The following is a 21,308-nucleotide window of genomic DNA, read 5'->3' on the forward strand; positions in this document are numbered from 1 at the left end:
GGCGCTAGCCGATTACCTGGCGCAGTTCCTGGAGTCCGCGGGCGCTCTCCTCGGTGAGCCGCGAGAGCGCCTCGGCATCAACACCAAGGCGCCTTGCATGCACGCCCCCGGCCAGTGCTGCCAGCTCGCTCTCGCGGCCGTCCTGGGCGCCGCGCTTGCAGGCGCTCGCGACGGCGAGGGCGAGGGCGATGAGAGACCGCTGCTCGGCGTAGAGCCCGCCGGCGTCCGCCGCCTCCGGGCAGGCAATGGCGCGAAAGCCCTCCGAGAACCTCCAGTGGCGCAGCAGTGCGGCGCGAAACTCCGGCGCGAGCTGCGCGACCAGCGCATCGATCTCGGCCATCTCCGGCGTCTCATCGGCGCCGATCTGCCGGTCAATGGCGCGGAGCACGGCGAGCGCACCCACGCCCTGGAGGAGTCCCGCGGTGTAGAGCGCATCGGGGTCGCCCTCGCGCAGGTGCCGGGCGAGCAGACGCGCGGCGAGCGCGGTCGCGACCGACGCCTCCCAGTGGTTCTGGATGCGCGCGGCGATCGCGCGGTTTTGCACCATGAAGGCGCTCTTCTGGTCAATGGCGAGCACGATGTCGGCGACATGGCGAAGGCCAAGGCGGGTCAGCGCCCGCTCGACGCTGCGAAGCTCCTTCACGCCGCGGTAGTAGCTTGAGTTGGCGACACCGAGTAGCCGCCCGGCAAGCCCGGGTTCGCGCTCGATCATCGCCGCGATCACCGCAACACCGCTCTCCTCGCCCTCGATCGCGGAGCGGATCGACTGGTAGACGGCCGGCGGCGCGGGGATGTCAATGGCGCCACTGCGCCACTCATTGATCAGCCGATCCTGAAGCGCCTCGCGGGCGGCCACCGACGGCGCCTGGTCGAGCACAAGCTCACCATGGACGCCCGCGCGCAGAAGCTCCGGGGCAAGCCGCTCGGCCCAGCCGCGCACACCCTCCGGGCGTAGCGGCGCAAGCAGGTAGCCGCGCACACCGGCGCGCCGGGCAAGCGCGACACTGCGCGCATCACAGCGCTCGGTCACCACCGTGACCGGTGGGGCGGCAGCCCCCATGGCAACATTGACAACGCGCACCACGCCGGCGAGATCGGTATCGGCAAGCGGCCAGGCGCTGAAGACAGCCGAGGCGAGCGTGCTACGCAGCTGGCGCACGACTTCTCCGGCGGAATGCGCATAATGAATGACCGCCCCCGGCAGGGCAGCGGCGATGCGCTCCCCCATCAGCCCGGCCTCGCCGCGGTCGGCATGGGCGACAATGACAGCGGAGCGCGCTGGCGCGGACACAGGTTCGGAACCCGACATGGGGGCGACTCCCGGAGTGCGATGGTTAGCCCAAGTATATTATAATACTAATAAAAAGTCAAGACTGGACAGTGTTGATATTTTATAAGTAACTAATTATAATTGCAGGCCAATCAATGAGGGCCAACCGATGACTGTCGTCCTGCTGAACCTGATTCCCGCGGTGCTCTTCCTGCTGACCGTCTACCAGGGCATCCGCATCATGCGCCGCCATGGCGCTGCGCTGAACGGCGGGGGGCGCACCGAGCGCGCGCCCCGGGTCACCCGGGTCACCCGGGTGACTCGATGAGTGCCGGGGCGCGCAGGCGAGGCGCCATTGTCCTGGTGGCCGCTGCACTGGCCCTGGGCGGCTGCGCCACGCCGGCACCCACGCCCGAGGCCGGCGTCTCGGCGATTGACGGCCTGCCGCTTGCCATCTGGGCGCGGCTTGGCGAGGAGGCGGGCGAGGCGAGCTTCGAGCGCTTTCGCCTGGGCGCCCCGGAGGCTGACAGCGGCGCCTGGCTTGAGCTCGGAAGCGCCAAGGCCATGGGCGCGGTGGACACAGCTCGCGCCGCCGCGGCAATCGCGGCACTCGATGATCGCGAGCTCACCGAGGCGCTTGGGATCGTGGTGACCGCGCATGGGCAGGCAGAGCGGGCGCTTGCCGATGGCGAGCGGCGCCTGGTGGCGCGCGCCCGTGCCGCACGGGTCACACCGCAGGTCGAGAATCTGAGTGGCTTTCGCGAGGCGGGGGATGTCGCGCGCTACATCCATGCCGTCACCGCGCTCGTGGTGCCGGAACTCGCAGCGATCTACCATGCCGGCGGCGATTACAGCGACGCGGGCCTGCCCGCCTGGGCGCTTGCGCTCGAGGCGGCCTCGCCCTATGCGCTCGCCCACGCATTCACCCTGCGCGCAAGCGAGCTTCGCGACCGGGCGCTTGCAAGCGACATCACCGAGGTCGTCTGCAACACGCCCCGGGTCAGTCTCGATGACGGGGCGCGGGTTGACTACCGTGTCGACTGTGGTGATGCGCTGAGCGAGCGTGGCGGCGAGATCGTGGTCGCACCCCGGATTCGCGTCGCGGGCCTCACCTACCACTACCAGCTACCGGGCACCATCAACGCCGGGGCCGGTGATGTGCGACTTCGCTATCGTGCCGGGGAGGGCGTGCGCGTGGTCAACGACACGCCCTGGATGATCGAGGTGCAGTCGGTTGGCCTCACCCTCGGCGAGAGTACGCGGCGCTTTGACGCGCTCTCCGGCATGCTCCCGCAGCGCTCGCGGGTGCGGCTGATCAGTGAGGCGGATCTCGCCATCGGCGAGCGCGAGCGGACACTCTCTGTCAGCACCCCGGAGGAGCGCTCGGCCTTCCGGCTGACAGCCCATCTCGAGGCGCGCTACCTGAATAGCCGGGGGCTCTCGATTGCGATCGCCGAGCGCCGCGAGTACACGCTAGAGGAGCTCCTGCGCCAGCGCGACTGAGTACCCCGTGCTAGTGCCGCAGACCCCACCAGGGCACAACCGGTGGTGGTCTGCGGCCAGTTTCCGATTGCAATTTTATTTAATTTATGTATAATTAAATGGTGTGGGTGTCGACCCGCAACCGCCTTCCACGAACAGCAAGGATCCAGAGCCCATGGCAATCCAGGTCAAGAGCAAGATCGTCGGCTACGCCGTTGAGAAACCGCAGAGCGAGGCCGAGCAGGCCGCACAGGCCGTGGTCGAGGCGAGCGCGCCGCAGATGATGAACGAGTCGGTGAAGCGCCCCGAGCGCCTGGTCGGCGAGACCTACAAGATCAAGACGCCGCTCGATGAGCACGCGATGTATGTCACCATCAACGACGTGATCCTGAACGAGGGCACCGAGCACGAGACCCGCCGGCCGTTCGAGATCTTCATCAACTCGAAGAACATGGACCACTACCAGTGGGTGGTGGGCATGACGCTGCTGATCTCGGCGGTGTTCCGCAAGGGCGGTGATGTCGCCTTCCTGGTCGACGAGCTGAAGGGTGTGTTTGACCCCCGCGGTGGCTACTTCAAGAAGGGCGGTCGGTTCATGCCCTCGCTGATCGCAGAGATTGGGGATGTGATCGAGCAGCACCTGATCCACAGCGGCGTCATCGAGCCGGCGGGTCTTGATGCGCACCAGCAGGCGCTGATCGCCGAGAAGCGCGCCCAGTATGAGGCCTCCACCGGCGCGAAGGAAGCCCAGTCCCCCGCCGCCGAGGCACCGGACGATGACAACGGCTACCCGGAAACTGCGACCATGTGCCGCAGCTGTAACACCAAGGCGGTGGTGATCCTGGATGGTTGCGCCACCTGCCTTTCATGCGGCCAAGCCAAGTGCTCTTAGTGACAACTTATTGATTTATAGTGATTTTTTTGGCTCTCAACGGCAACGTCGGGAGCCTTTTCTGTTCCGTTGCGAGCCACTGTGCATCACCGGGGCCGCCAGGAGCAGGCTCGCAGCGACTCCCATGACGCGGGCCAGGGAGTCGCTGCGCCAGCTCCGCCCGGCCCGTCATGGCGACCACTCCGAATGCCCACTTACGCAATAAATTGATCGATCACGTCGTCCGCACCAACCAGGGGAAGAATGCGAACCGACACCTGCTCCATCACACCGTTCTCTGCATTGGTCACAAATTCGGCTTTGCGCTCCTTCCAGGACAGCGTCTGGATCAGGCTCGATGCCGCCACAGAAGGTTTGTCGAGGCTATTCACGGGAACCGCTGTGGCGGTACCGTGAATGCTGGGGCTAATCGGGCAGCAGATCAGGAGCCCCGTTTGCTTGTTGTACTGCCTGGAAGACAGGACGAGCGCTGGCCTGTATTTACCGGTCTATTTGCCTCTGGTGGACTCAAAATACAGCCAGACAATGTCGTTGCGATCCGGAATGTACTGCGTCATCAAACCCCCATTTCAGACGCAGAGGGCTCGGCCAGATCATCCGCGTGAGCGCCACGAGCACCAAGGCCTTCCAGCAGATCGGCTTCAGAGAATGGAAGATTCACCTTCCGCGGAGCCCTCTCGGCTGCTTCGATGACAATCTTTCCGGCCTTGACGTCAATGCTGATCGGGCTGTATACATCGAGCTTGGCTTGCGCGAGAATCTTGCTTGACAGCCGCACGGCAGCGCTATTCCCCCAGCGTTTTATTTCGCTTTTCATGGCAGCCTCGCGTTGATGTGTGCATCTCGTGATGAGTCTACAGTAGTTGGGGTAGGCGTATGTGTAAACATCTGTATCTACATGAATGACGGCTTCCTGGTGTCCGGCGAAGCAGCGCGCGGCACCAGGCACAATGGCCCTCACTGGGCTGGCGGGCGGGCGAATCAGGGCGCAGGAGATGTCGTGACTAAACGAACCGCTCTCGCAGGGCAGGGTAGTTGGGCAGCACAGCTGGGGGCTGAATCAACTGCGGCATGGACGCCACGCGCGATGGCGTTAATCGAATCACCTCGAATGTCTCGATCCTCGCGAGGTGCCCGCTGACTTTCACCGCCAGGCCCCGCCGCGGCGCAGTTTCCCCGGGCCTACATTTCATCCGCGATGATTCTCTTCGCCCGCGGCCCTCTGGAGGCGGCCTTAAAAGGCGCCGAGGGCGCTAAATACCCCCTATTTTGGGGTATCAGGTCTGACGGGGGCAAGCAATACTGGAAACTCCACTAAAGCTGAAACACGAGGGCGGCCACATGAAACAGGCAATGCAGATCATCATCGCAGCGTCACTTGTACTATTCCTCTCCTCACTGGGGGCGTCCTCCACGGCGTTTGCCAGGTGTCCGGCGAACCAGACCGGGTGCACATGGAGTAATGCTCCTGACAGGATTTCTGATCGGGTGAATCAGGGCGCAAGAGATGTCGTGAGAAACCCGAACCGCTCTGGCAGGATCAACGAGCTGGGGAACACGGTTAGAGACTGCATCAACTGCGGCATGGACGCCACGCGGGATGGCGTCAATCGAATCACCTCACCCGGACGGGGCGGGGGGTCGATTCAGTAAGCGGGGCCAGGCCGGGGCGAGCGCTGTGCCCGCCCGGCCACGCCAGGCGCACACCGGGTGCCCGACCAGGAAAGACTTGACGCGGGATGCTGTATTTAATATACTATATATGTCATTAGGGACTGGCGGTCGACACACCGCCTCAACATACAGCCCCTTCTGTCGTGGCACCTGCGTGCAGACACGCAAAAAGGCCGGGCCTGGGAGGCTCGGCCTTTTTGTTGGTCGCAACACTCATCCATGGTCGGGCAGGGACCAGCCTAGTCACCCTGGGCGACGGTCTCCAGGATCTCGGCCGCCTCGATGCGCACCAGGTGCTCACTCACCTTCACCGTGTAGCGCTCCGCCGCACCGAGCCAGGCGCCACCGCGGCGCAGGTTGCCGGGGCCCACGTTGTAGTGGGCGAGCGCGCAGCGCCAATCCCCCTCGCAGTAGCGCTCGGCGTAGTGGATCAGAATCCGCGCCCCGCAGAGGATGTTCTCGGCCGGGTCGGCCAGGTCAACACCACAGTACTCTGCCCAGAACTGCGGGCGAATCTGCGCCGGGCCAATCGCCCCCACCACGGAGACCGCCTCGGTGCGAAAGGACGACTCCGTGCCAACCACCGCGGCCAGGAGCTCGGGTGGCGCCCCCTCGCTGCGCGCGGCCGCCATGATCCAAAGCGAGAACGCACTGGCACGCTCGCTGCCAATCCCGTAGGCCGCGTCAAGGCGCGCGGCAAAGACCGCCTGGTCAAGCGCGAAGACCACCGCCTCACCCGTCTGCCTCAACACACCCAGGCCGCGCGAGAGGCGCGCAGGCGCGGACTCGCTACAGGCGGTGTCACTCTCATCGAGGCCGGGCAACGGCGCCTCGACGGCGGCATCGCTACAGCCAAGGCCCATGGCAAGCAACAGGGCAGGCAGCATCAGGAGACTCCCGTGTTCGATTTATTTTATTGATTATATAATAAAGCATGAACTTGTCAAGCCAGAAAAAGACAAAAAGGCCGCCAGGCACTAGGACATCTACCAATTGTCCGGATGACGCCCCGGGGATAGCATGGCCCCACTGATTGATGAGGCACGGACGAAAAACGGGAGAGTCGGGAAGGGCAGACCGGGAAGACTACAGGAACAGCCGGGTGCCAACAAGACAACCGACCACCGATTGACGACCGGGAAAAGGGTGGGCAGATGGACCTTCACAAGGGCGCTGCCAAAACAACGCGAGCAGACTGATGAAGGGCAGACAGACGATGACCAGCAACTGGACCGGCAGCGCCCCCACCACCGATGGGCTGATGCTCGAGCTTCGCCGCGCAGGCATTCGTGCAGGCTCGGCCAAGGATATCGTACCCGCCATGGCGCTTGGCTGCGCGCTGCAAAAGGGGATGCTGCTGCTTGACGCCGCACGCGATCTCTTCGAGCGGGCCGGCAGCGGCATTGCGAGCTGTGTGCGCATGCCAGGCAGCAGTACGTTCGACCTCCACTCCTGGCTCGCCGAGGCGGAGATGATGCGCCTTGTCACCGACACCACGATCAACCCGCCCGGGCAGAGCTGGCAGACGCTGCCCCGCTCGCTCGGCGAGGTGATCGAGCGCCTGGCGGCCTCAGGGCTTCTGATTGACGTCAACGCCGCGACCATGCGCGCCCAGGATGCTGGCCGCGCCCTCTGGCAGCTCCAGGCGATGCTGAAGAGCTGCTGTGAGCTGATCGAGCGCGCGCTGATCAATAGCGGCGAGATGATCGCCAACACCGACGCCGCGCAAGCCTGGCTCTCCGAGTGGCTTGCCGACGCCCAGGCGCTCTACACCATGATCGACAGCCGCTACCCGGCGAGCCATCCGGCAAGCTTCCAGCGCCTGTCGGGCAGCACGCTCAACTAGCAGATACCCATCACCGCTTTTCCGGCGGCGCCACCGCAGACCCCCTCCCCGGAGGCCTGCGACCGGCGCCGCCCTTTTCATTCCACGAAAGCGCCGATTGTCCGGCTTTCCTAATTTCTGTAGAATATAAAGAAAAACAAGCCGGGGGACACTGGCATGAGTCGCCACACCGAACAGGACGTTCGCCTGATCGCACACCTCACCCGAGACGCCGTCCTGCGCGACGTCGGCAAGGGGCGGGAAGTGCTGAGTCTGCGCGTTGCCACCAACTCCTACGCCGGACAGGGCGAGAAGGGCGAGGCGCGCTATCACACCGAATACCACGACGTGGTGAGCTTCGCGAAGGCCGGCCGCTTCGCCGCACTGATTGACTCCGATCAGCTCGGCAAGGGGGCGAAGATCGCTGCCCGCGGCGAGATCCGCAAGCGAAAGCGCACCGTCAAGGAACTCGAGCGCCTGGAGGTCACCATCGTCTGCCAGCCGCGGGACATCAACGTCCTGGTGGCAAAGCCGATGGAAAGCGAGCGCACCGCGCTCGCCGCGGATGACCTGCCGCCGGATGACGAGGACGAGCCGGATATCTGATCGGGTGCGCCCCGCGCCACCGCGGCCCGCCGCTAGGACCGCAGCAGCTGATCGGCGGTGCGAAGCCCGTTGCTGTAGGCGCGACGGACGCTACCGTTGCGCGCCTGGGTCGAGTCCATGAAGCCGCCGAGCATCGCGTCCACCCGCTGATCGGAGCGCCCATGGGAGTGCTCGACATGGAAGCTCGTCCCGCCGAGCCGGAAGAGTGTGTTGGCAAGCGGCGAGATATCACCGCCATAGCCGGTGAGATGTTGACTGACGTTGTACTTCATTCCCATGTACCAGCCGGCCAGAAAATCGGCGTGGAGTTCCATGCGTGCGCCGTTTCGAAAGCGCTGCCTCTCGGTGGAGAACTGGACAATGTGCGCCCACTCGTGCGCCATGATGCCGGCAATCGCGGTGAGCGCCGCGTTGCCAAGGTGCCTGAACTCCGAGGCCATCAGTTCACGGCCGAAGAGCACGGTGCCATCCCCGCCGAAGATCGGTGCCGCGGAGGCGAGCGCGTTGGGGCTGCCCGCATCATTGAACATGGAGAACCAGGGCCGGCGACCGAAGGCGCTGTTAAGCGCCTGATACTCCACACTCATGCCCTGATCGAGACGCCAGTCGCCGGTGGAGTCCAGGAGCTGGAGCTGCGCACGGAGATCTGCCTGCGAATTGGCCCCGGAGAAGCCGCAGAAGGCCTGTCCGGCAAGGCCGCCGCGCCCGCCGGAGCGACGCCCACCACCGCCGGAGTCAGGGGAAGAGCCGGGCCTCGCGCCCCCGGGCCAGGCGGCGTGGAGACAAGAGGTGCTGGTTGCGGCGACCACGGTTGCAATCAGCGCAAGGACCTGGCGGCGTTTGTGATCCATGATCGGCACTCCCCTGGCAGACCGGCTCATAGTCTAGGCGGCATCCAAACGCGCCCACCACCCCCATTTGGGGGTGACTTGCCGCCCGGGCGGCATTGGCCCGGGACCTGGTCCTGCGGCCACCAGCAGGCGCCATCCCCGTTTGTATTAAATGGAAATTAAATCTATAATCGCCGAATGATGAAAACGCCGATTGCTGCGGAGCCTCTCGCGCCGGGCCTACTCCCGCGACGCGAGCGTGCCGACCATGTCAGTGTGGCACGCGCACGACTTGAGGCGCAGAGCCAGCTGCCGCTGATCGACTGGCCACGGATCTGGCGCGCTGAGCGTGACTGCGACCAGGCGATCAGGCGCCTGGTCGATGCTGGCGCCTCACCCCTGAAAGCGCTCTGCGCCCACACGGCACTCACCCCCCGGGTGGTGCGGGCACTCCACCGCATCGGCGAGGGCGCCACGCGGGCGCTGGACCATGCCGAGCCCACGCTGGCGCTGCTTTCGGCCACACCGCTTGAGTTCTGGCCGCAGACAGCCGAAGGCTGGCAGCAGGCCCGGGCGCTTGCCGGGATGATCGCCGCTGGCACCAGCGCCTGCGACTTTCGCCTCGAGGGGCTGATCGATGCGCCCTTCGAGGCGATGGCGGCAGCGCTTGCGCGGCGCTTTGGGCGAAGCGCCGCGGTGCTCGCCGGACAGGCGAGCTATGACTACCTGGCGTTCTGGGCGGCCTATGCCGAGGAGGCGCTGCCGCAGGCACCACCGCTTCGCCTCGCAGGCGGGCTGGGGCGCATCGTCCACCGGAGCGAGCAGTGGGATCGGCTGATGGACCACGCCCTCTCCGGCGCCATCACCGCCTGGTCACAGCGCTGCCCCGAGGCCCGCGCGGCGGGCTGGCCGGGCATCCAGCCGGCACGGCTTCGCGAGATCCTTGGCGTGCGCGTCACCGAGCTCACTACACCGGGCGCCTTGGTCGATGAGGCGATCGCGCTACGCCACTGCGCGGGGAGCTACGCGCCGCGCTGCTTCACCGAGCACTACCGCCTCTTCTCGCTTGCCACCGACACCCGCCGCTCCACCCTGGCGCTTCGCCTGTGCTCGGCGCCTGGCGAGCCGCTAGCGCGCATCCACGAGCACCGCGGTCCGAACAACACGCCAGCGCCTGCCCTGCACGGCCGCGTCGCCGAGGCGCTGATCGAGCGCCTTCATGGCCGCCACCGCCGGGTGCTCGCTGCCAGCGCGCCGATCAGCGTGCCAGCGGACATGCCCGTGCGAAGCTATGAGTCGCTGCGCGACCACCTCGGCCGCGACACGCTGATGGCGATGATGCGCGGCGCCGAGCCTGCGATGATACGATTGGCGCTGGCCGGCGAGCGGCAGGCGACAGCGGCGTAGGGCAGACAGGGCAGGGCGGATGACAGCAGAGATTCTCTATTGCGGCGACCCCCACGGGGTCTTCGAGCAGATCAACCAGGCGGCCATCCGGCGATCACCCGACGCCATGGTGCTACTTGGTGACTTCGAGCTCGACCGCCCGCTCCATGAGGCGGTTGCGGCCGCGCGCTCGGCGAGCGAGATCTGGTGGATTGCCGGCAACCACGACTCCGGCTCGGTCACGCAGTTCGACGCGCTCTACGCGTCAGCACTCGCCGGGCACGACCTCCACGGCCGGGTCGTCGACATCGCCGGGGTGCGCCATGCAGGGCTCGGCGGACACTTCCAGGGCCGGATCTGGTGGGGGCAGAAGCCCGCCCGCGAGGCGCGCTTTGCCACTCGTGCTGCGTTCCTTGAGCGCTGCGGCAAGGGTAACATCTGGCGCGGCGGACTGCCGCTTGGCCGGCGGCTTGCGATCTTCCCGGAGGACATCGAGGCCCTCGCCGGCCTGCGCACCGATGTGCTGGTCTGCCACGAGGCACCGAGCAGCCACCGGCACGGCTTTGGTGTGATCGACGAGCTCGCCCGCACGATGGGCGCCTCGCTGATCGTCCATGGCCACCAGCACGAGGACTACACCGCGCGCCTGCCAGGGGGCATCGAGGTGCTCGGCGTCGGGCTCGCCGGTGTCGCCTGCCCGCGCGCAGGCTTCATCGTGCCGGGGCGCACCTCCCGGACGCGGGAGCCGGCACGCCCGTGATATAATATCGGGTAAATGAAAGGAGTCATCCATGCCGAGCGCACCCCCCGTCCGGACCTTCCGGCACGTCTTCCATGTCGGCGATTTCGATCGTGCGCAAAAGCGCGCCCACTCCCATGAGGGGTCGGGACTCTCGGTCTGCCGTCACCCCGACGCCTGGCGGGAGATCGCCGGCGCTGGCGGCGAGACCTGGCGCATCGACGGGGCGCCAATCCGCCTGCTCGACATCCACCGCCTCGATGACACAGACCGTGCGCGCATTGCCGATTTCGCCGTGCGCGCGGGCTATGCGCGCTGGCAGAACGTCCATGAAGTGCGCTACTACGACAGCGAGCTCGACGACACGATGACGCTGCGCTTTCTCGACCCGGGCGAGGCGCAGGCCGAGGCGCTCGAGGTCGACGGCGCGTGCCGCAGGATCCGGGCGCTTGTCGCCACAGACAGGCTTTGTGCCCGGGAGGGCATGGCCGTTGACCTTGTCCTGGTGGAGGATCTGATCTGCGTGCGCTACAGCGAGGAGGTCCTCTGGCTTGACGGGGCCTGGTGGCAGGAGCGTCTCGACCCGCTTGCGCTTAGCGCACCGCGCGGGGTGATCCACAACACGCGCCTCGGCCAGTTTCGCCGCCGCATCGAGGGCGCACCCGTGGCAAGCGTGGTGCCCGCGGACGCGCCACCCGCACTCACCCCCGAGCGTCTTCTGGCCGAGCCCTGGCGCGCGCCACTCGACGCAGTCGTCCGCGCGCTGCACTACCACGGCACCACCGCCGCCTTCACCCCCGGGGGACTTCGTGGCGGGGGCGACGGACTCTTCTGGATCACCGACAATCCGCTCATTGCGAGCACCTACATTCCCGAGAACGGCGGGCTGGGCGTCGCCCTCGAGCTCGATCTCTCCGAGCGTTTTCCGCGCAAGGTGCAGGTGGAGAGCGAGCACGAGGTGGCGATCGCCGCATCCCTGGGCTACGCGCTCCAGGTGCTTCGCCGTGGCCCGGGCGCTCGCGTCGAGAGCTGGCAGTGGTTTCGCGATGGCGAGAGCGTGCCGGCCCCAAGCCACGCAGACCTCGCCCGGCACCTCGAAGAGACGCTTGGCTACACCGGCGAGGCGATCGGTGATCGGCGCCGCTACCGCCTCGCCCTCGAGGCGCTGCCCGATGGCGGTGTCAGGGTGCGCGGCGCAGGCTCCCGTCCTTGCGCACGGCTCATTCTCCTCGCCGGCGTCGAGCGCCTGTCGGTGCGCGATCTTGGCACCTCGCTGGAGGGCGACCTCAGCGACCCCGATCACCTGCGGGCCGGGGACTTCGCTGCCGCCGCGGCCGGTGGCTGCCAGGCGGTTGCCATCAATGATTTCTGCCAGTCGCCGCGGTGGGGGAATTTCGGCCACCGCGCAATCGGCCTCACCCCCCGGGGGTTGCAGGCGATCGCCTCCCGCGCGATCCCGGCCGCCCACGCCGATATCCCCGAGAGCGGTTGCACGGACGCGCTACCAAAGAGCCTGGTGGACTGGCACCGAAACGCCGTGATCGACGCGGCCCTCACCGGCGAAAGCGTCCCGCAGGCCGTGCTCGCGGAGGCGCTCGGCGGCAGCGACCTGGCGCAGGGGCTACCGGGCACACAGGCGCTCGACGGGCTGCTCTGCCTCGAGCGGCACGTTGATCCGGCCTTCGACGCGCCAGGACTGCACTTTGCGCCGGCGTCAGCCGGGCCCTCAGGGGCACACGGCAGGCTCGGCCGCGACGGGCGGATCACGCTCTACTGCACCCCCGAGGCCTTTGCCCGGGAGGCGGCCGCCGGGCGCCCGATCGCCTGCCTGCTCCACGCAGAGGGTCCCGATGGCGAGCCCCTGGCGGCCCGCGCGGCGACGGAGCGGCTCCTGGCCCTCTCTGGGCGCTCCCGCCGCGAGGCACCTCCCGAGGCCGCCTCGGCCGCCGGCGCCTGAGCGCGGGCCAGGCGCCCGGGCTCCGGGCGGACTCTGGGTGGCAGCTGTCAACGGATCGTTGACAGCTGCCAATGCTTGGACGCATGGCGTGCATGCGATGGGATTGCGTGACGCCGGCGGGGGTGCGCCTGGCAGGCGGATCCGACCAGCACTCAGGCGGCGGGGGCGGGCATGCTCTTGGCCGCTGGGGCGCGCACCGGCACGGCGACAGCCTCAGGCGGCGAGAGAGACAGCACGGCCTCGATCTCGCCATCACGGGTGAGCGTCATGCCGTAGCGGCGGGCAAGCCGAAGCATTGCCGCATTGGCCGCCAGCGCCGAGAGGTGGACCGAGCGCGCACCCGCCACCCGCGCTTCGGGGATGAGTGCGCCGAGCAGCACGCCACCAAGCCCCTGGCCCTGCCAGGCCGACTCGATACTAAGCGCAACCTCCGCGGGCGCACCCGCCACCGGGCTCCCCAGGCGGCACTCGGCGACACCGCGCAGCACCCCGTCGATCACAACCCCGAAGCAGCGGTGCGCCGGGTGGGTGGCCTCTGCCGCCAGGCGCTCGAGCAGGGCGTCCGGCACCACGCCGGCAAAGCGACAGTAGCGCGCGGCGGCGTCAAGCCTGCGATAGTGGGCGGCGACATCTGGCGCATCCGCGCCATCCAGGCGCACCAGGCGCCCGAGCGGCAATCGGGGGCTTTCGAGAGCTTCCATGGTTTAGGGGCCGCTCGGCCCGTCAACGTCGCCGCCCTTCAGCGTGCGCTCAAAGTCACGCAGGCGCTCGACGGCGACCCGGGCATGCTGCTGCGCCTCCTCGAGCGTGCCGCGCACACCGCCGAGATGCTCGCGCCCGGCACGGGTCGCGGCAATCGCCGGGTCGATGCTGCCAAGAGCGGCATCAAGCGAGGCACAGGCGTCCTCGACATGCGACTCCACCACCCGCCGGGTGGCGGCATAGGCGTTGCGGCCGACGGCGTGGTAGGCGTGCTCGTCCTCGGCCTCCCCGTCAAAGAAGCTCACCCGCTGCTCAAGGACCCCGACGCAGAGCGCGTCGAGGCTCGCCGAAAGGCGCTGCGAGAAGCGCGCGAGGCTTGCATCGATCGCCGCGCGATCGGACCCCGACCCCGGCACAAAGCCCCGCGCACTCACCACCGCGGCCGAGCCGCTGGTGTGATCGAGCATGCGCACCGAGACCGCTGTCCCGATCGCCTCCGGCGGGTAGATGGCGGCAAGCGACGCAAGCGCCTCGCGCACAGCAGAGCGGTTGCCCGGCGCGCAGTCCACCTGGCCGCTGATGCGGATCAGTGCGTGCTCCGGGAGTTCACGGACATCGATGCCATCTGCCATCACCAATCTCCTTTGCGGCCGACAGATCCTGGTTCTAATTATATCACGATCAATAAATAGCAACGCCGAACTGGCAGCGCCATTGTCAGGGTTGTGTATATAAATTACAATCAATAAATAATCATTGGCTGCTGGCACGCGCAAACGGGAGCGGACAGGGCATGGACAAGGGGCAGGCCGCCAGGCGAGGGGCGGACGTGACAGTGGCTGGGCGTGACTCACGGGGGCCGCGCTGATGGCCCATGGTGAAAACCCGCGCTTTGCACGCCTGCTCGCTGACGCGAGCAGGAGCGCCAACGGGCTCTTTCCGCTCGGCACGCCGGAGCGCTTTCGGCGCGATATCGCCAGGCTCTCGGCACTGATCGCCCTGCACCACCACGCCCTTGGCCACCAGGCACGCTGGCAGGCGACACGCGGCGGGCTGCGCGGCCACACGCTCGGCGAGCTCGGCGTGGTGCGCGGCGGCTGCGGCTCGCTCAGCGCCCGCGGCGATCTTGCTATCCACCTCCACAGCCTGACCCTCTGCCCGGGCGGGCGCCTGGGTGCGGTTCGCAGCGTGCTGCCGCTTCGCGACGACGCGCTTGATGACCCCCGGGCGCTCGCCGATCACATCGAGCGACTCTACGCCCTCGCCCCCGAGGAGGCCCATGCCGCGCACCGCGCCGCCGCGCTCTGCGGGGCGCCACCGCGGCTTGCCGAGGCCGACCACACCACCGACGCCTGGTTCGAGGCCGCCATTGCCGACCCCGAGCGCCTCGCGCGCGTGCGCGAGGCGCCGGGCATCACACTGCCCCTGCCAGCGGCGAGCCTGCCGGACCCGGGCGTTGCCCACGAGTCGAGCATCACCGACCCGGGGCGGCTGCGGGTGCTTGGCATGCGCGGGGCGCGGATCGACCCGCTTGCCGGCCCCCACGGCGCGCCGCCCTTCCGCCAGTTCGCCTTCCACGCCCTGCGCGAGGCGCGCTGCGAGCGCCAGGCGCCGGGGCGTGCGGCACGGCTTGCCTGGCTGATGGCATCGCTCGATAGCGAGGCGCTCGCGAGCATGACGGCCAGCGGCTGCACCGAGCGGCTGCTCTACGACTATCTCTGCCCGGATGATGCGCGCCTTGCCCGTTACCGCCGCCAGGCCGTGGCGGCCTTCCCGGCGCTGCCCTGGGCCATTCTGCTCGCCGAGCGCGAGGAGTCCGTGCCCCAGGAGATCCTCGGTGCAATCGACGCCGGCGCATCCAGGGAGGCGGCACTCGCAGCCGCGCTGCGGGTCAGCTCACGCACCGTCCGGGCGCTTTGCGCGGGCGCCCGCGCCCCGCACTTCATGGCCGGCGTGCGCGGCGGGGTCAGCCACGCAGGCAACCAGCTGCGCCTCCTTGATGCGACACCGCTTGAGTTCTGGCCGCGCGACCCGGAGGAGCACGAGACGCTGCTAGCCATCGGCACGGTGCTCGGCGAGAGCTTCCACTTCTGGGAGGGGGCGGCGACACGCTTTGAGCCGAGCGGGCTCATCGACCGCCCACTGGCGGCGCTGAAGGCGACGCTCGCCGAGCGCCACGCCACCACCATTCGGGCGCTTGCCGAGCGGCTGCGCGAGGATTACCGGCAGATCATGGAGGCCCTCGCCCAGCGCCTGCTCCGCGCACTGCCAGGCCGCGGCCCGGCGCTGCGCCGCGCGCTTCGCTTCGAGGGGCAGAGTCTCGTCACGCTCGCGCGCGCCGCAGAGCGCCTCGAGCGCCGCCTTGCCCTCGCCCAGCGCGAGGCGCTGGACGGCTGGGCATGCGCCCAGCGCGGGGGCACGCCGGCGTCCTGGCACTGGGGCGCTCTGCTCGAGCCCTCCGAGCGCCACCTGCGCGTGGGCGGCTGCACGCTTCGCATTCGCGAGATCACCGACCCCCTCGCGCTCGCCGCCGAGGGGGTCACTATGGGCCACTGCATCGCCATCCGCGCCGAGCAGTGCTACCGCGGCGGGCTGCGGGTCTGGGAGATCACGGACGTCACCGGTGTCCGCAGCACCGCGGCGATCGCGGTCAGTGCAACAGGGGAGGGCGTGTTACTCTCAATCCAGGAGCACCGGGGGCGGGGCAATGCGCCCGCGCCGAGGGAGCACCGCGCGGCCGCCGTCTACCTCTGTCGCCAGCTGATCGAGCGCTCCTGTGACGCGGGCGTGCTGGCGAGACTGCGGGCCTGCGCGCGCCCCACCGTGGCGCCCGCGGGACTGCCGGATCTCGCCATCGAGGGGCTGCTTGAGGCGCTCGGCGAGATGAAGTGCCTGGCACACTTCCGGGGCGCCATGCCGCCAGCCATGAAACCCCTTGCCGACGCCGCACTGGCGTCCATGAAAGCGGCACGCCACGCGGCCTGAGCCGCGAGCGCGCCGCTGCCAGGGTGGCGGGCCCTAGAGGCCGTGGCCGGAGAAGAGCTCGCCCTGGGCACTTGCCGCCGGCTCGTCGCTGACGATCCGCCGCTTGGCGAGACGCTTTGCCTGGGGGCTGAAGTCCCCCTGGATCACGCCGCCATCGGCGCAGACCACCAGCGAGCCGAGGTGCTCGCCGAGCACCTGCGCAAGGCCCGCGAAATGCCCCCAGAGTCCCGACTGGCCCAGGCCCTCATGGGCGATGGTGGCCGCCACATCGTCGACCAGCGCCTCGGGGATGCCCTTCAGCCGGGCGTGTTCGACAGGCGTGAAGAGACGCTCACGGACCCGCTCGCGCACACTCGGCAGCGCCATCAGCGCGTCGATCTCATCGCGCGAGAGCGCCCGGTTGTCCGCCTCGCGCATGCGCTCGATCAGCGCAAGGGCGGCGTCGGCATCGGCGCCGCTCTCGCGCGCGCGCACCGCGCCACCCAGTGCTGCGAGATCGGCATCGCTCATGATCGCAAGCTCACTCACGCGCGCATCGGTCGAGCCCGCCTTGTTGTAGTACTTGCGAAGACTCGCCACCCAGTCCTCCTCGCCGGTGTAGACGAAGTTGCGGAAGTTCTTGCCGGCATCCTTGTCCCGGGCGGCCTTCTCGCGCAGCCCGTCGAAGTGCCGCCAGGCGTCATCCTCGGCGCCGATCGGCTCGAGCAGATCCTTCACCCGCGCATAGACGCGCTCGCTTGGCGCGACCCGATTGATGTCAAAGCCCTCGGCGAGGTTCTTCGAGATGGCGACGAAGAACCAGCGCCGGCGCACATCGATCGTGCCGGCCTGGGTGCTGTCGAGCTCGATGTCCTGCACCAGGTAGTTGCGCCGCTCGAGCTCGCGGCGCAGCAGCTCGTAGGTCGCCGAGTCACGGGCCTGCACCACGTTCTCGCTCAGCAGCGCCGAGGGGTTGGCCGCATCGAGGATGCGCACCAGGCCAAAGACGCTGGTCGCCGAGAGATCGTGGCTCTCGGCACGCTTGATGCCGCGCTTCGCCTTGCCGGCGAGCGAGTGCCCATCGCAGGGCAGGCTAAAGGAGAGCAGGTCCACCGGGGTGACAAGCTCGGGCTCGATCTCCTCGAGCTTGCCGTTGAAAATGCGGGTGCGCTCGGTGATGGCACTGTTGTTGCGATCGGCCACCTCGGTGTAGCGGCCATCCATCTCCACCACCCACTCGACCTCGCCGCGAAGCCCTGCCGCGCGCACGCCCTCGGCAATGGCCGCGGTCGACACCCCGATACCGGTGCACACCGACGCCTCGCTGATCCGCCCGCGCGCGAGCGACGCGCGAAGCCGCCGCTCGCGATCGGCAAGCGCGATCTCCTCATGGTGCAAGGTGACCTCGATCACCCCGTCACTCATCACCGCCCGCACCCGCGTGCCAGGCGGTGCGATCTCGGCAAGGCAGACGTCGATGATCGGCGTGTCGCGGCCGGCGCGGCGGTTCGCACGCCCGGAGACCACCCGGTCACCGGACGGATCGAGGAGGAAGCGGGCGTAGCCGCGCTCCGGATTGACCTCAAGGCGATAGCGCACACCCCGCTCGAAGCCGCTTGCCGCAAGCCGCCGGCCCTCGAGCCAGACCCGCTCGCGCGTCTCCGAGACCTTGGTATAGGTCACCTGGCGCGGCGCGCGCCCCATCCTGCGTGTTGTCATGCCTCTCTCCCGGGCGCCGCATGCGCCACTGATTCCTTTATTTTACTGTAAATATATTTTCGCGTCCATCGCGCCGGCGCTGGTATACTGGGCTGAAAAAGGAGATTGTCATGTCCCATCATTGCCTGGCGCTTGAGGCGCGGCTGCACTTCCCGACCGTCTTTCGCATGCGTCGCACCGAGCGAAGGCGTCTCGACGCGCTACCAAAGCGCTTCGTGATTGACACCCCCGAGCGGCTGCGCGCCGATCTCGACGACTGTCATCCCGAGCAGCGCTACCGCGTTCGCCTGCGTTGCGAGCGCGCCGAGCAGGAGCTCATTGTCTCAGACGCCCTGCGCGCCGCCCTTGAGATGGTGAGCGAGCGCAACGCCGCCTACTTCCTCGCCCGCGGGATCGCCTTTGCCCGCCAGCAGGCCGCGCTGCACCCCGATGAGACCGTCTTTCGCCGCATGCTCCTCACCCTGAACCGGGCGACACACTGCGTGGATGGCCTGCGGCGCTTTCGCGCCCGGGTGGATCACAAGCGCCGCGCCGCCGAGCGCGCCAACGAAGGCCCGGCAGGGCCCGAGGGGCCGGCGCCGGGCCGCTAGGCGGCCGAGGCCCGGCGGGTCGCAAGCGGGGCAGGCTAGGCCGGCGTGAGACCATCGCCCGCGGCGCGGGCGATCACGCGCGGCGCCGGGCGGTGGACTCCGCGGTCGCGCTCGAACTGCGCGGCCGCCGTACTCACCCAGTCGCTCACGATGGCGAGCTGATCATCCGCAAGGAGTGCCGGGCAGTGGCCGACCTTCGGCACGGTGATGACCTCGGAGGTCTCCGACATGCGCGCGGCAGCTGATCGAAGCAGCACGTTGGAGCGCTGCCCGCGCAGGGTCAGCGTGGGGATATCGAGCTGCTCCCAGACCCGCCACAGTCCGACCGTTGCCGCCGGCAGGCGCTCGATCGGCGAGAAGATCCGCTGATCGAAGTCCCAGCGAAGCCGCCCGTCGCGGCGCACCACCGAGGCGTCGGCAAGCAGCCGCCAGTGCTCGGTCGAGAGTGGTGCAAAGCCGGGCGAGGTCGTCTTCAGCACCCGCACGGCGTCATTGAGATGCGCGATCCGCGCCTCCCGCGCCGAGGCGAGGAGCTGGAGCTCGCCGAGGAAGTCGCCGGGGAGCTCGGGGCCGACATCGTTTAGCACCAGGGCGTCGATCTCGCCGAAGAGCGCGCTATGGTAGAGCCCGAGCAGCCCGCCCATGGAGGTGCCGACCCAGATCAGCGGTCGGCGCTTCGGGGCATCGCCGGCGAGCGCGTTGCAGGCCTCGACCCAGGGCGCGGAGAGCGCCTGCGCCCACGGCCCCATCCAGGCGGCAAGTCGGCGGGTCGCCTCGGCCGCCCGGACAAGACTCGAGCCCACCCCGACCACCTCGCCCAGCAGTACGCGCAGGTCGGCCAGGTACTGCCCCGGGTGGTAGAGATCGGGGGTGACCATGCGATCGCTGCGCCCGCGCCCGACGATATCCGGCGCGGTGACGGCAAAGCCCTGGTGGCAGAGCGACTCGGCGAGGAGCGCGAAGTCGCGGCTGTTGCGGGTCAGCCCATGAACACAGACCACCTCGGCACGGGGCTCACAGACAGGCTCCCAGCGGCGGTAGGCCATGCGGTGCAGGCCAAACGGGTTGACGCAGTCAACGTGGGACTGAAATGCGCGAATCATCGGTAACCTCCCTGTCCGGGAATGTCCATGACTTCATTTTAATTATACTTTATTAATTAACCGCTGTCCCGGCGCGCTGCATGCGGACAAGCCCGATGCACCCCGCGGCCAGGCAGAGCGCGGTTGCAGCACTCGCCGGCAGCGAGCCGACCAGAAGCGCGTAGGCGAGAAAGAGCCCCTGGCCGCAGAGGATGCCTGCGCGAAGCAGCGCACCGCGCGCCAGGAACTGCACCAGGGCAAGCAGCACGCTGGCCGCGGCGAGGATGAGGTCATGGACGCCGGCGCCGAGTGCCAGCACCAGCGCGACACCGCCAAGGGCGAAGGCGATGGCGGCAAGCAGGCGCAGGCGGAGGGCGGCAGCCGCGGCGAGATGGGCCGCCAGCAGGCAGGCTGCACCGAGCGCATGCAAAAGCGCCCCCGCGCGCTCGCCAAGGAGCGCATAGTGAAGCGCCCAGAGCAGCACCCCGCAGCCAAGGATGAGCAGCAGCCCCCGGTTACTCCGGCGCAGCAAGGCGAGCACCGTGACCATGAGTCCGAGCACCCCGACAAGATTGGCAACAACCATGAGACCTCCGGCCGCACGCACGCGGCATGACCCGGAGAGTCTAGGGCGGTAATATCCCGCGGTCAATAAGAATATTGATTTTATTAAATGAACGCAGTCAGCCGCTGGCCGCAGCAGGCAGCGCCCTGCCTCACGGAGCGCGGGAAGGCCATGACGGTTGGCCAGGTTGACAGAGTTCATTATAAAGGCCATAATAATAGGACATCTGGCCCGATGCGTCGGGCCTTTTCATGGAGCGGTCAGGGCTGTGACAGACAGCGTTGTGAGCGGGCAATTCCAGGCGGGGGGCGGGGCGTGATCGACACCCCGGAGTCGCTGGTGCGCGCCTGCCGGCTTGCCGAGCGGGCGCGGCTCATCCGCACCGGCTTCCAGGCCTTCGTGCGAGCAACACTCGCTGCGGTGGGGCTCCTTGCGCTCACCGAGCTCACCCGCCTTGGGCTTGGCGCCGGGCTCACCGCAAGCCTGCTTGCCGCCGCCTGCCTGTGGCCGCTGCACGCCCGCCTCTGCGGGGTGATCGGCGGGCGTCGCCCCGATTTCTGGCAGGCCGCGCCCTATCTGCTGATCCTCTTCGGCGCGCCGCTCGCACTCGCGGCCCTCGATCCGGTGCACGCGCTCTGGCTCGACCAGGCGAGCTGGCTCGCGTTGCTGGCAATGGCGCTCCTCATGTGCGAGCGCCTGGATGCGAGCATTCGCGCCGGTGTGCGGGCAAGCCTGCGCCTCACCTACCTCATGAGCGATGCGCTGATCGAGCAGCACAACATCCGCGGCAGCATCGAGGCCTCGCTTCGTGCCGCACTCGCGCGGGATGGCGCGAGCGAGGAGGCGGCCTATATCCGTGCGGCCATCGCGCGCTTTCGCAACGAGCCCACCGACACCCGCAGCGCGCTTGCCATGGCGCGGGCGATCGTCCTCGCAAACCCCCTCGACGCCCAGGACTAGGGCGCCGCACAGCTTGACTTGCGGGTTATTTAATAGTACAATAATTAAATAAATTCCAGCCGGAG

20 protein-coding genes and 1 pseudogene are annotated in these 21,308 nt (G+C 68.1%); 11 read left to right on the forward strand and 10 right to left on the reverse strand.

Annotated features, from left to right (window positions below; all coding sequences use genetic code 11):
• Nucleotides 1–4: 4 nt before the first annotated feature.
• The gene (locus J2T57_RS08475; RefSeq protein WP_253476690.1) at nt 5–1,309 is read right to left on the reverse strand and encodes an HDOD domain-containing protein; all 1,305 of its coding nucleotides are present in this window, start codon (nt 1,307–1,309) and stop codon (nt 5–7) included.
• A gap of 130 nt (nt 1,310–1,439) precedes the next feature.
• On the opposite strand from J2T57_RS08475, the gene J2T57_RS08480 reads away from it, so the two are divergent.
• The 3 genes from J2T57_RS08480 (at nt 1,440) to J2T57_RS08490 (ending at nt 3,644) form a co-directional block, all read left to right on the forward strand.
• Nucleotides 1,440–1,598 carry a hypothetical protein gene (locus J2T57_RS08480; protein WP_253476692.1) on the forward strand — a complete coding sequence of 53 codons (159 nt, stop codon included), beginning with the start codon at nt 1,440–1,442 and terminating at the stop codon, nt 1,596–1,598.
• Nucleotides 1,595–2,773 (forward strand): hypothetical protein, encoded by a 1,179-nt coding sequence (locus J2T57_RS08485; RefSeq protein ID WP_253476694.1) that lies wholly within the window; start codon nt 1,595–1,597, stop codon nt 2,771–2,773. The genes J2T57_RS08480 and J2T57_RS08485 overlap by 4 nt, the downstream gene beginning before the upstream one ends.
• Nucleotides 2,774–2,927: 154 nt before the next feature.
• Entirely contained in the window at nt 2,928–3,644 is a 717-nt protein-coding gene (locus J2T57_RS08490; protein ID WP_253476696.1) for a TSCPD domain-containing protein, read from the forward strand.
• 194 nt (nt 3,645–3,838) lie between these two features.
• Here the strand turns inward: J2T57_RS08490 and J2T57_RS08495 are convergent.
• The 3 genes and pseudogenes from J2T57_RS08495 to J2T57_RS08505 form a co-directional block, all read right to left on the reverse strand.
• Nucleotides 3,839–4,117: pseudogene (locus J2T57_RS08495) on the reverse strand (type II toxin-antitoxin system PemK/MazF family toxin); the annotation flags it as partial.
• Between the two features lie 83 nt (nt 4,118–4,200).
• On the reverse strand, nt 4,201–4,461 hold the full coding sequence (locus tag J2T57_RS08500; RefSeq protein ID WP_253476697.1) for an AbrB/MazE/SpoVT family DNA-binding domain-containing protein: 261 nt from the start codon (nt 4,459–4,461) through the stop codon (nt 4,201–4,203).
• 1,096 nt (nt 4,462–5,557) lie between these two features.
• Nucleotides 5,558–6,205: a lytic transglycosylase domain-containing protein gene (locus J2T57_RS08505; RefSeq protein WP_253476699.1), complete on the reverse strand. Its 648-nt coding sequence runs from the start codon at nt 6,203–6,205 to the stop codon at nt 5,558–5,560.
• 311 nt (nt 6,206–6,516) lie between these two features.
• On the opposite strand from J2T57_RS08505, the gene J2T57_RS08510 reads away from it, so the two are divergent.
• Together J2T57_RS08510 and J2T57_RS08515 are read left to right on the forward strand one after the other, a co-directional pair.
• Nucleotides 6,517–7,164: a hypothetical protein gene (locus J2T57_RS08510; RefSeq protein ID WP_253476701.1), complete on the forward strand. Its 648-nt coding sequence runs from the start codon at nt 6,517–6,519 to the stop codon at nt 7,162–7,164.
• 156 nt (nt 7,165–7,320) lie between these two features.
• Nucleotides 7,321–7,749 (forward strand): single-stranded DNA-binding protein, encoded by a 429-nt coding sequence (locus J2T57_RS08515; protein WP_253476703.1) that lies wholly within the window; start codon nt 7,321–7,323, stop codon nt 7,747–7,749.
• Between the two features lie 32 nt (nt 7,750–7,781).
• On the opposite strand, the gene J2T57_RS08520 is transcribed toward J2T57_RS08515, so the two are convergent.
• Complete coding sequence (locus tag J2T57_RS08520; protein WP_253476705.1) at nt 7,782–8,600, reverse strand: hypothetical protein; 819 nt, start codon at nt 8,598–8,600, stop codon at nt 7,782–7,784.
• A gap of 177 nt (nt 8,601–8,777) precedes the next feature.
• Here J2T57_RS08520 and J2T57_RS08525 point away from each other — a divergent pair, with 177 nt between their 5' ends.
• Genes J2T57_RS08525 through J2T57_RS08535 form a run of 3 tightly spaced genes read left to right on the forward strand, consistent with a single transcriptional unit; the run spans nt 8,778 to nt 12,661 of the window.
• Entirely contained in the window at nt 8,778–9,986 is a 1,209-nt protein-coding gene (locus tag J2T57_RS08525) for a PcfJ domain-containing protein (protein ID WP_253476706.1), read from the forward strand.
• Nucleotides 9,987–10,005: 19 nt separating this feature from the next.
• Nucleotides 10,006–10,725: a metallophosphoesterase family protein gene (locus J2T57_RS08530; RefSeq protein WP_253476707.1), complete on the forward strand. Its 720-nt coding sequence runs from the start codon at nt 10,006–10,008 to the stop codon at nt 10,723–10,725.
• Nucleotides 10,726–10,756: 31 nt separating this feature from the next.
• The gene (locus tag J2T57_RS08535) at nt 10,757–12,661 is read left to right on the forward strand and encodes a hypothetical protein (RefSeq protein ID WP_253476708.1); all 1,905 of its coding nucleotides are present in this window, start codon (nt 10,757–10,759) and stop codon (nt 12,659–12,661) included.
• 152 nt (nt 12,662–12,813) lie between these two features.
• On the opposite strand, the gene J2T57_RS08540 is transcribed toward J2T57_RS08535, so the two are convergent.
• Nucleotides 12,814–13,362 (reverse strand): GNAT family N-acetyltransferase, encoded by a 549-nt coding sequence (locus tag J2T57_RS08540; protein WP_253476709.1) that lies wholly within the window; start codon nt 13,360–13,362, stop codon nt 12,814–12,816.
• 3 nt (nt 13,363–13,365) lie between these two features.
• Nucleotides 13,366–13,995, reverse strand: coding sequence for a hypothetical protein (locus J2T57_RS08545; RefSeq protein WP_253476710.1), 630 nt, complete (start codon nt 13,993–13,995; stop codon nt 13,366–13,368).
• A 235-nt stretch (nt 13,996–14,230) separates the two neighbouring features.
• Here J2T57_RS08545 and J2T57_RS08550 point away from each other — a divergent pair, with 235 nt between their 5' ends.
• The gene (locus J2T57_RS08550) at nt 14,231–16,348 is read left to right on the forward strand and encodes a hypothetical protein (RefSeq protein ID WP_253476711.1); all 2,118 of its coding nucleotides are present in this window, start codon (nt 14,231–14,233) and stop codon (nt 16,346–16,348) included.
• Between the two features lie 33 nt (nt 16,349–16,381).
• On the opposite strand, the gene J2T57_RS08555 is transcribed toward J2T57_RS08550, so the two are convergent.
• A complete protein-coding gene (locus J2T57_RS08555; RefSeq protein ID WP_253476713.1) occupies nt 16,382–18,046 on the reverse strand; it encodes a DNA cytosine methyltransferase in 1,665 nt (554 codons plus the stop codon).
• Between the two features lie 110 nt (nt 18,047–18,156).
• On the opposite strand from J2T57_RS08555, the gene J2T57_RS08560 reads away from it, so the two are divergent.
• The gene (locus J2T57_RS08560; protein WP_253476715.1) at nt 18,157–18,636 is read left to right on the forward strand and encodes a hypothetical protein; all 480 of its coding nucleotides are present in this window, start codon (nt 18,157–18,159) and stop codon (nt 18,634–18,636) included.
• Nucleotides 18,637–18,671: 35 nt separating this feature from the next.
• Here the strand turns inward: J2T57_RS08560 and J2T57_RS08565 are convergent, their stop codons facing one another.
• Nucleotides 18,672–19,739, reverse strand: coding sequence for an alpha/beta fold hydrolase (locus tag J2T57_RS08565; protein ID WP_253476717.1), 1,068 nt, complete (start codon nt 19,737–19,739; stop codon nt 18,672–18,674).
• Nucleotides 19,740–19,791: 52 nt separating this feature from the next.
• Nucleotides 19,792–20,304: a YgjV family protein gene (locus J2T57_RS08570; RefSeq protein ID WP_253476719.1), complete on the reverse strand. Its 513-nt coding sequence runs from the start codon at nt 20,302–20,304 to the stop codon at nt 19,792–19,794.
• A 294-nt stretch (nt 20,305–20,598) separates the two neighbouring features.
• Between J2T57_RS08570 and J2T57_RS08575 the strand changes: the two genes are divergently transcribed.
• Nucleotides 20,599–21,243 carry a hypothetical protein gene (locus J2T57_RS08575; RefSeq protein WP_253476721.1) on the forward strand — a complete coding sequence of 215 codons (645 nt, stop codon included), beginning with the start codon at nt 20,599–20,601 and terminating at the stop codon, nt 21,241–21,243.
• The last annotated feature ends 65 nt before the right edge of the window (nt 21,244–21,308 follow it).

This window comes from Natronocella acetinitrilica, from assembly GCF_024170285.1.
Taxonomy (GTDB): domain Bacteria; phylum Pseudomonadota; class Gammaproteobacteria; order Nitrococcales; family Aquisalimonadaceae; genus Natronocella; species Natronocella acetinitrilica.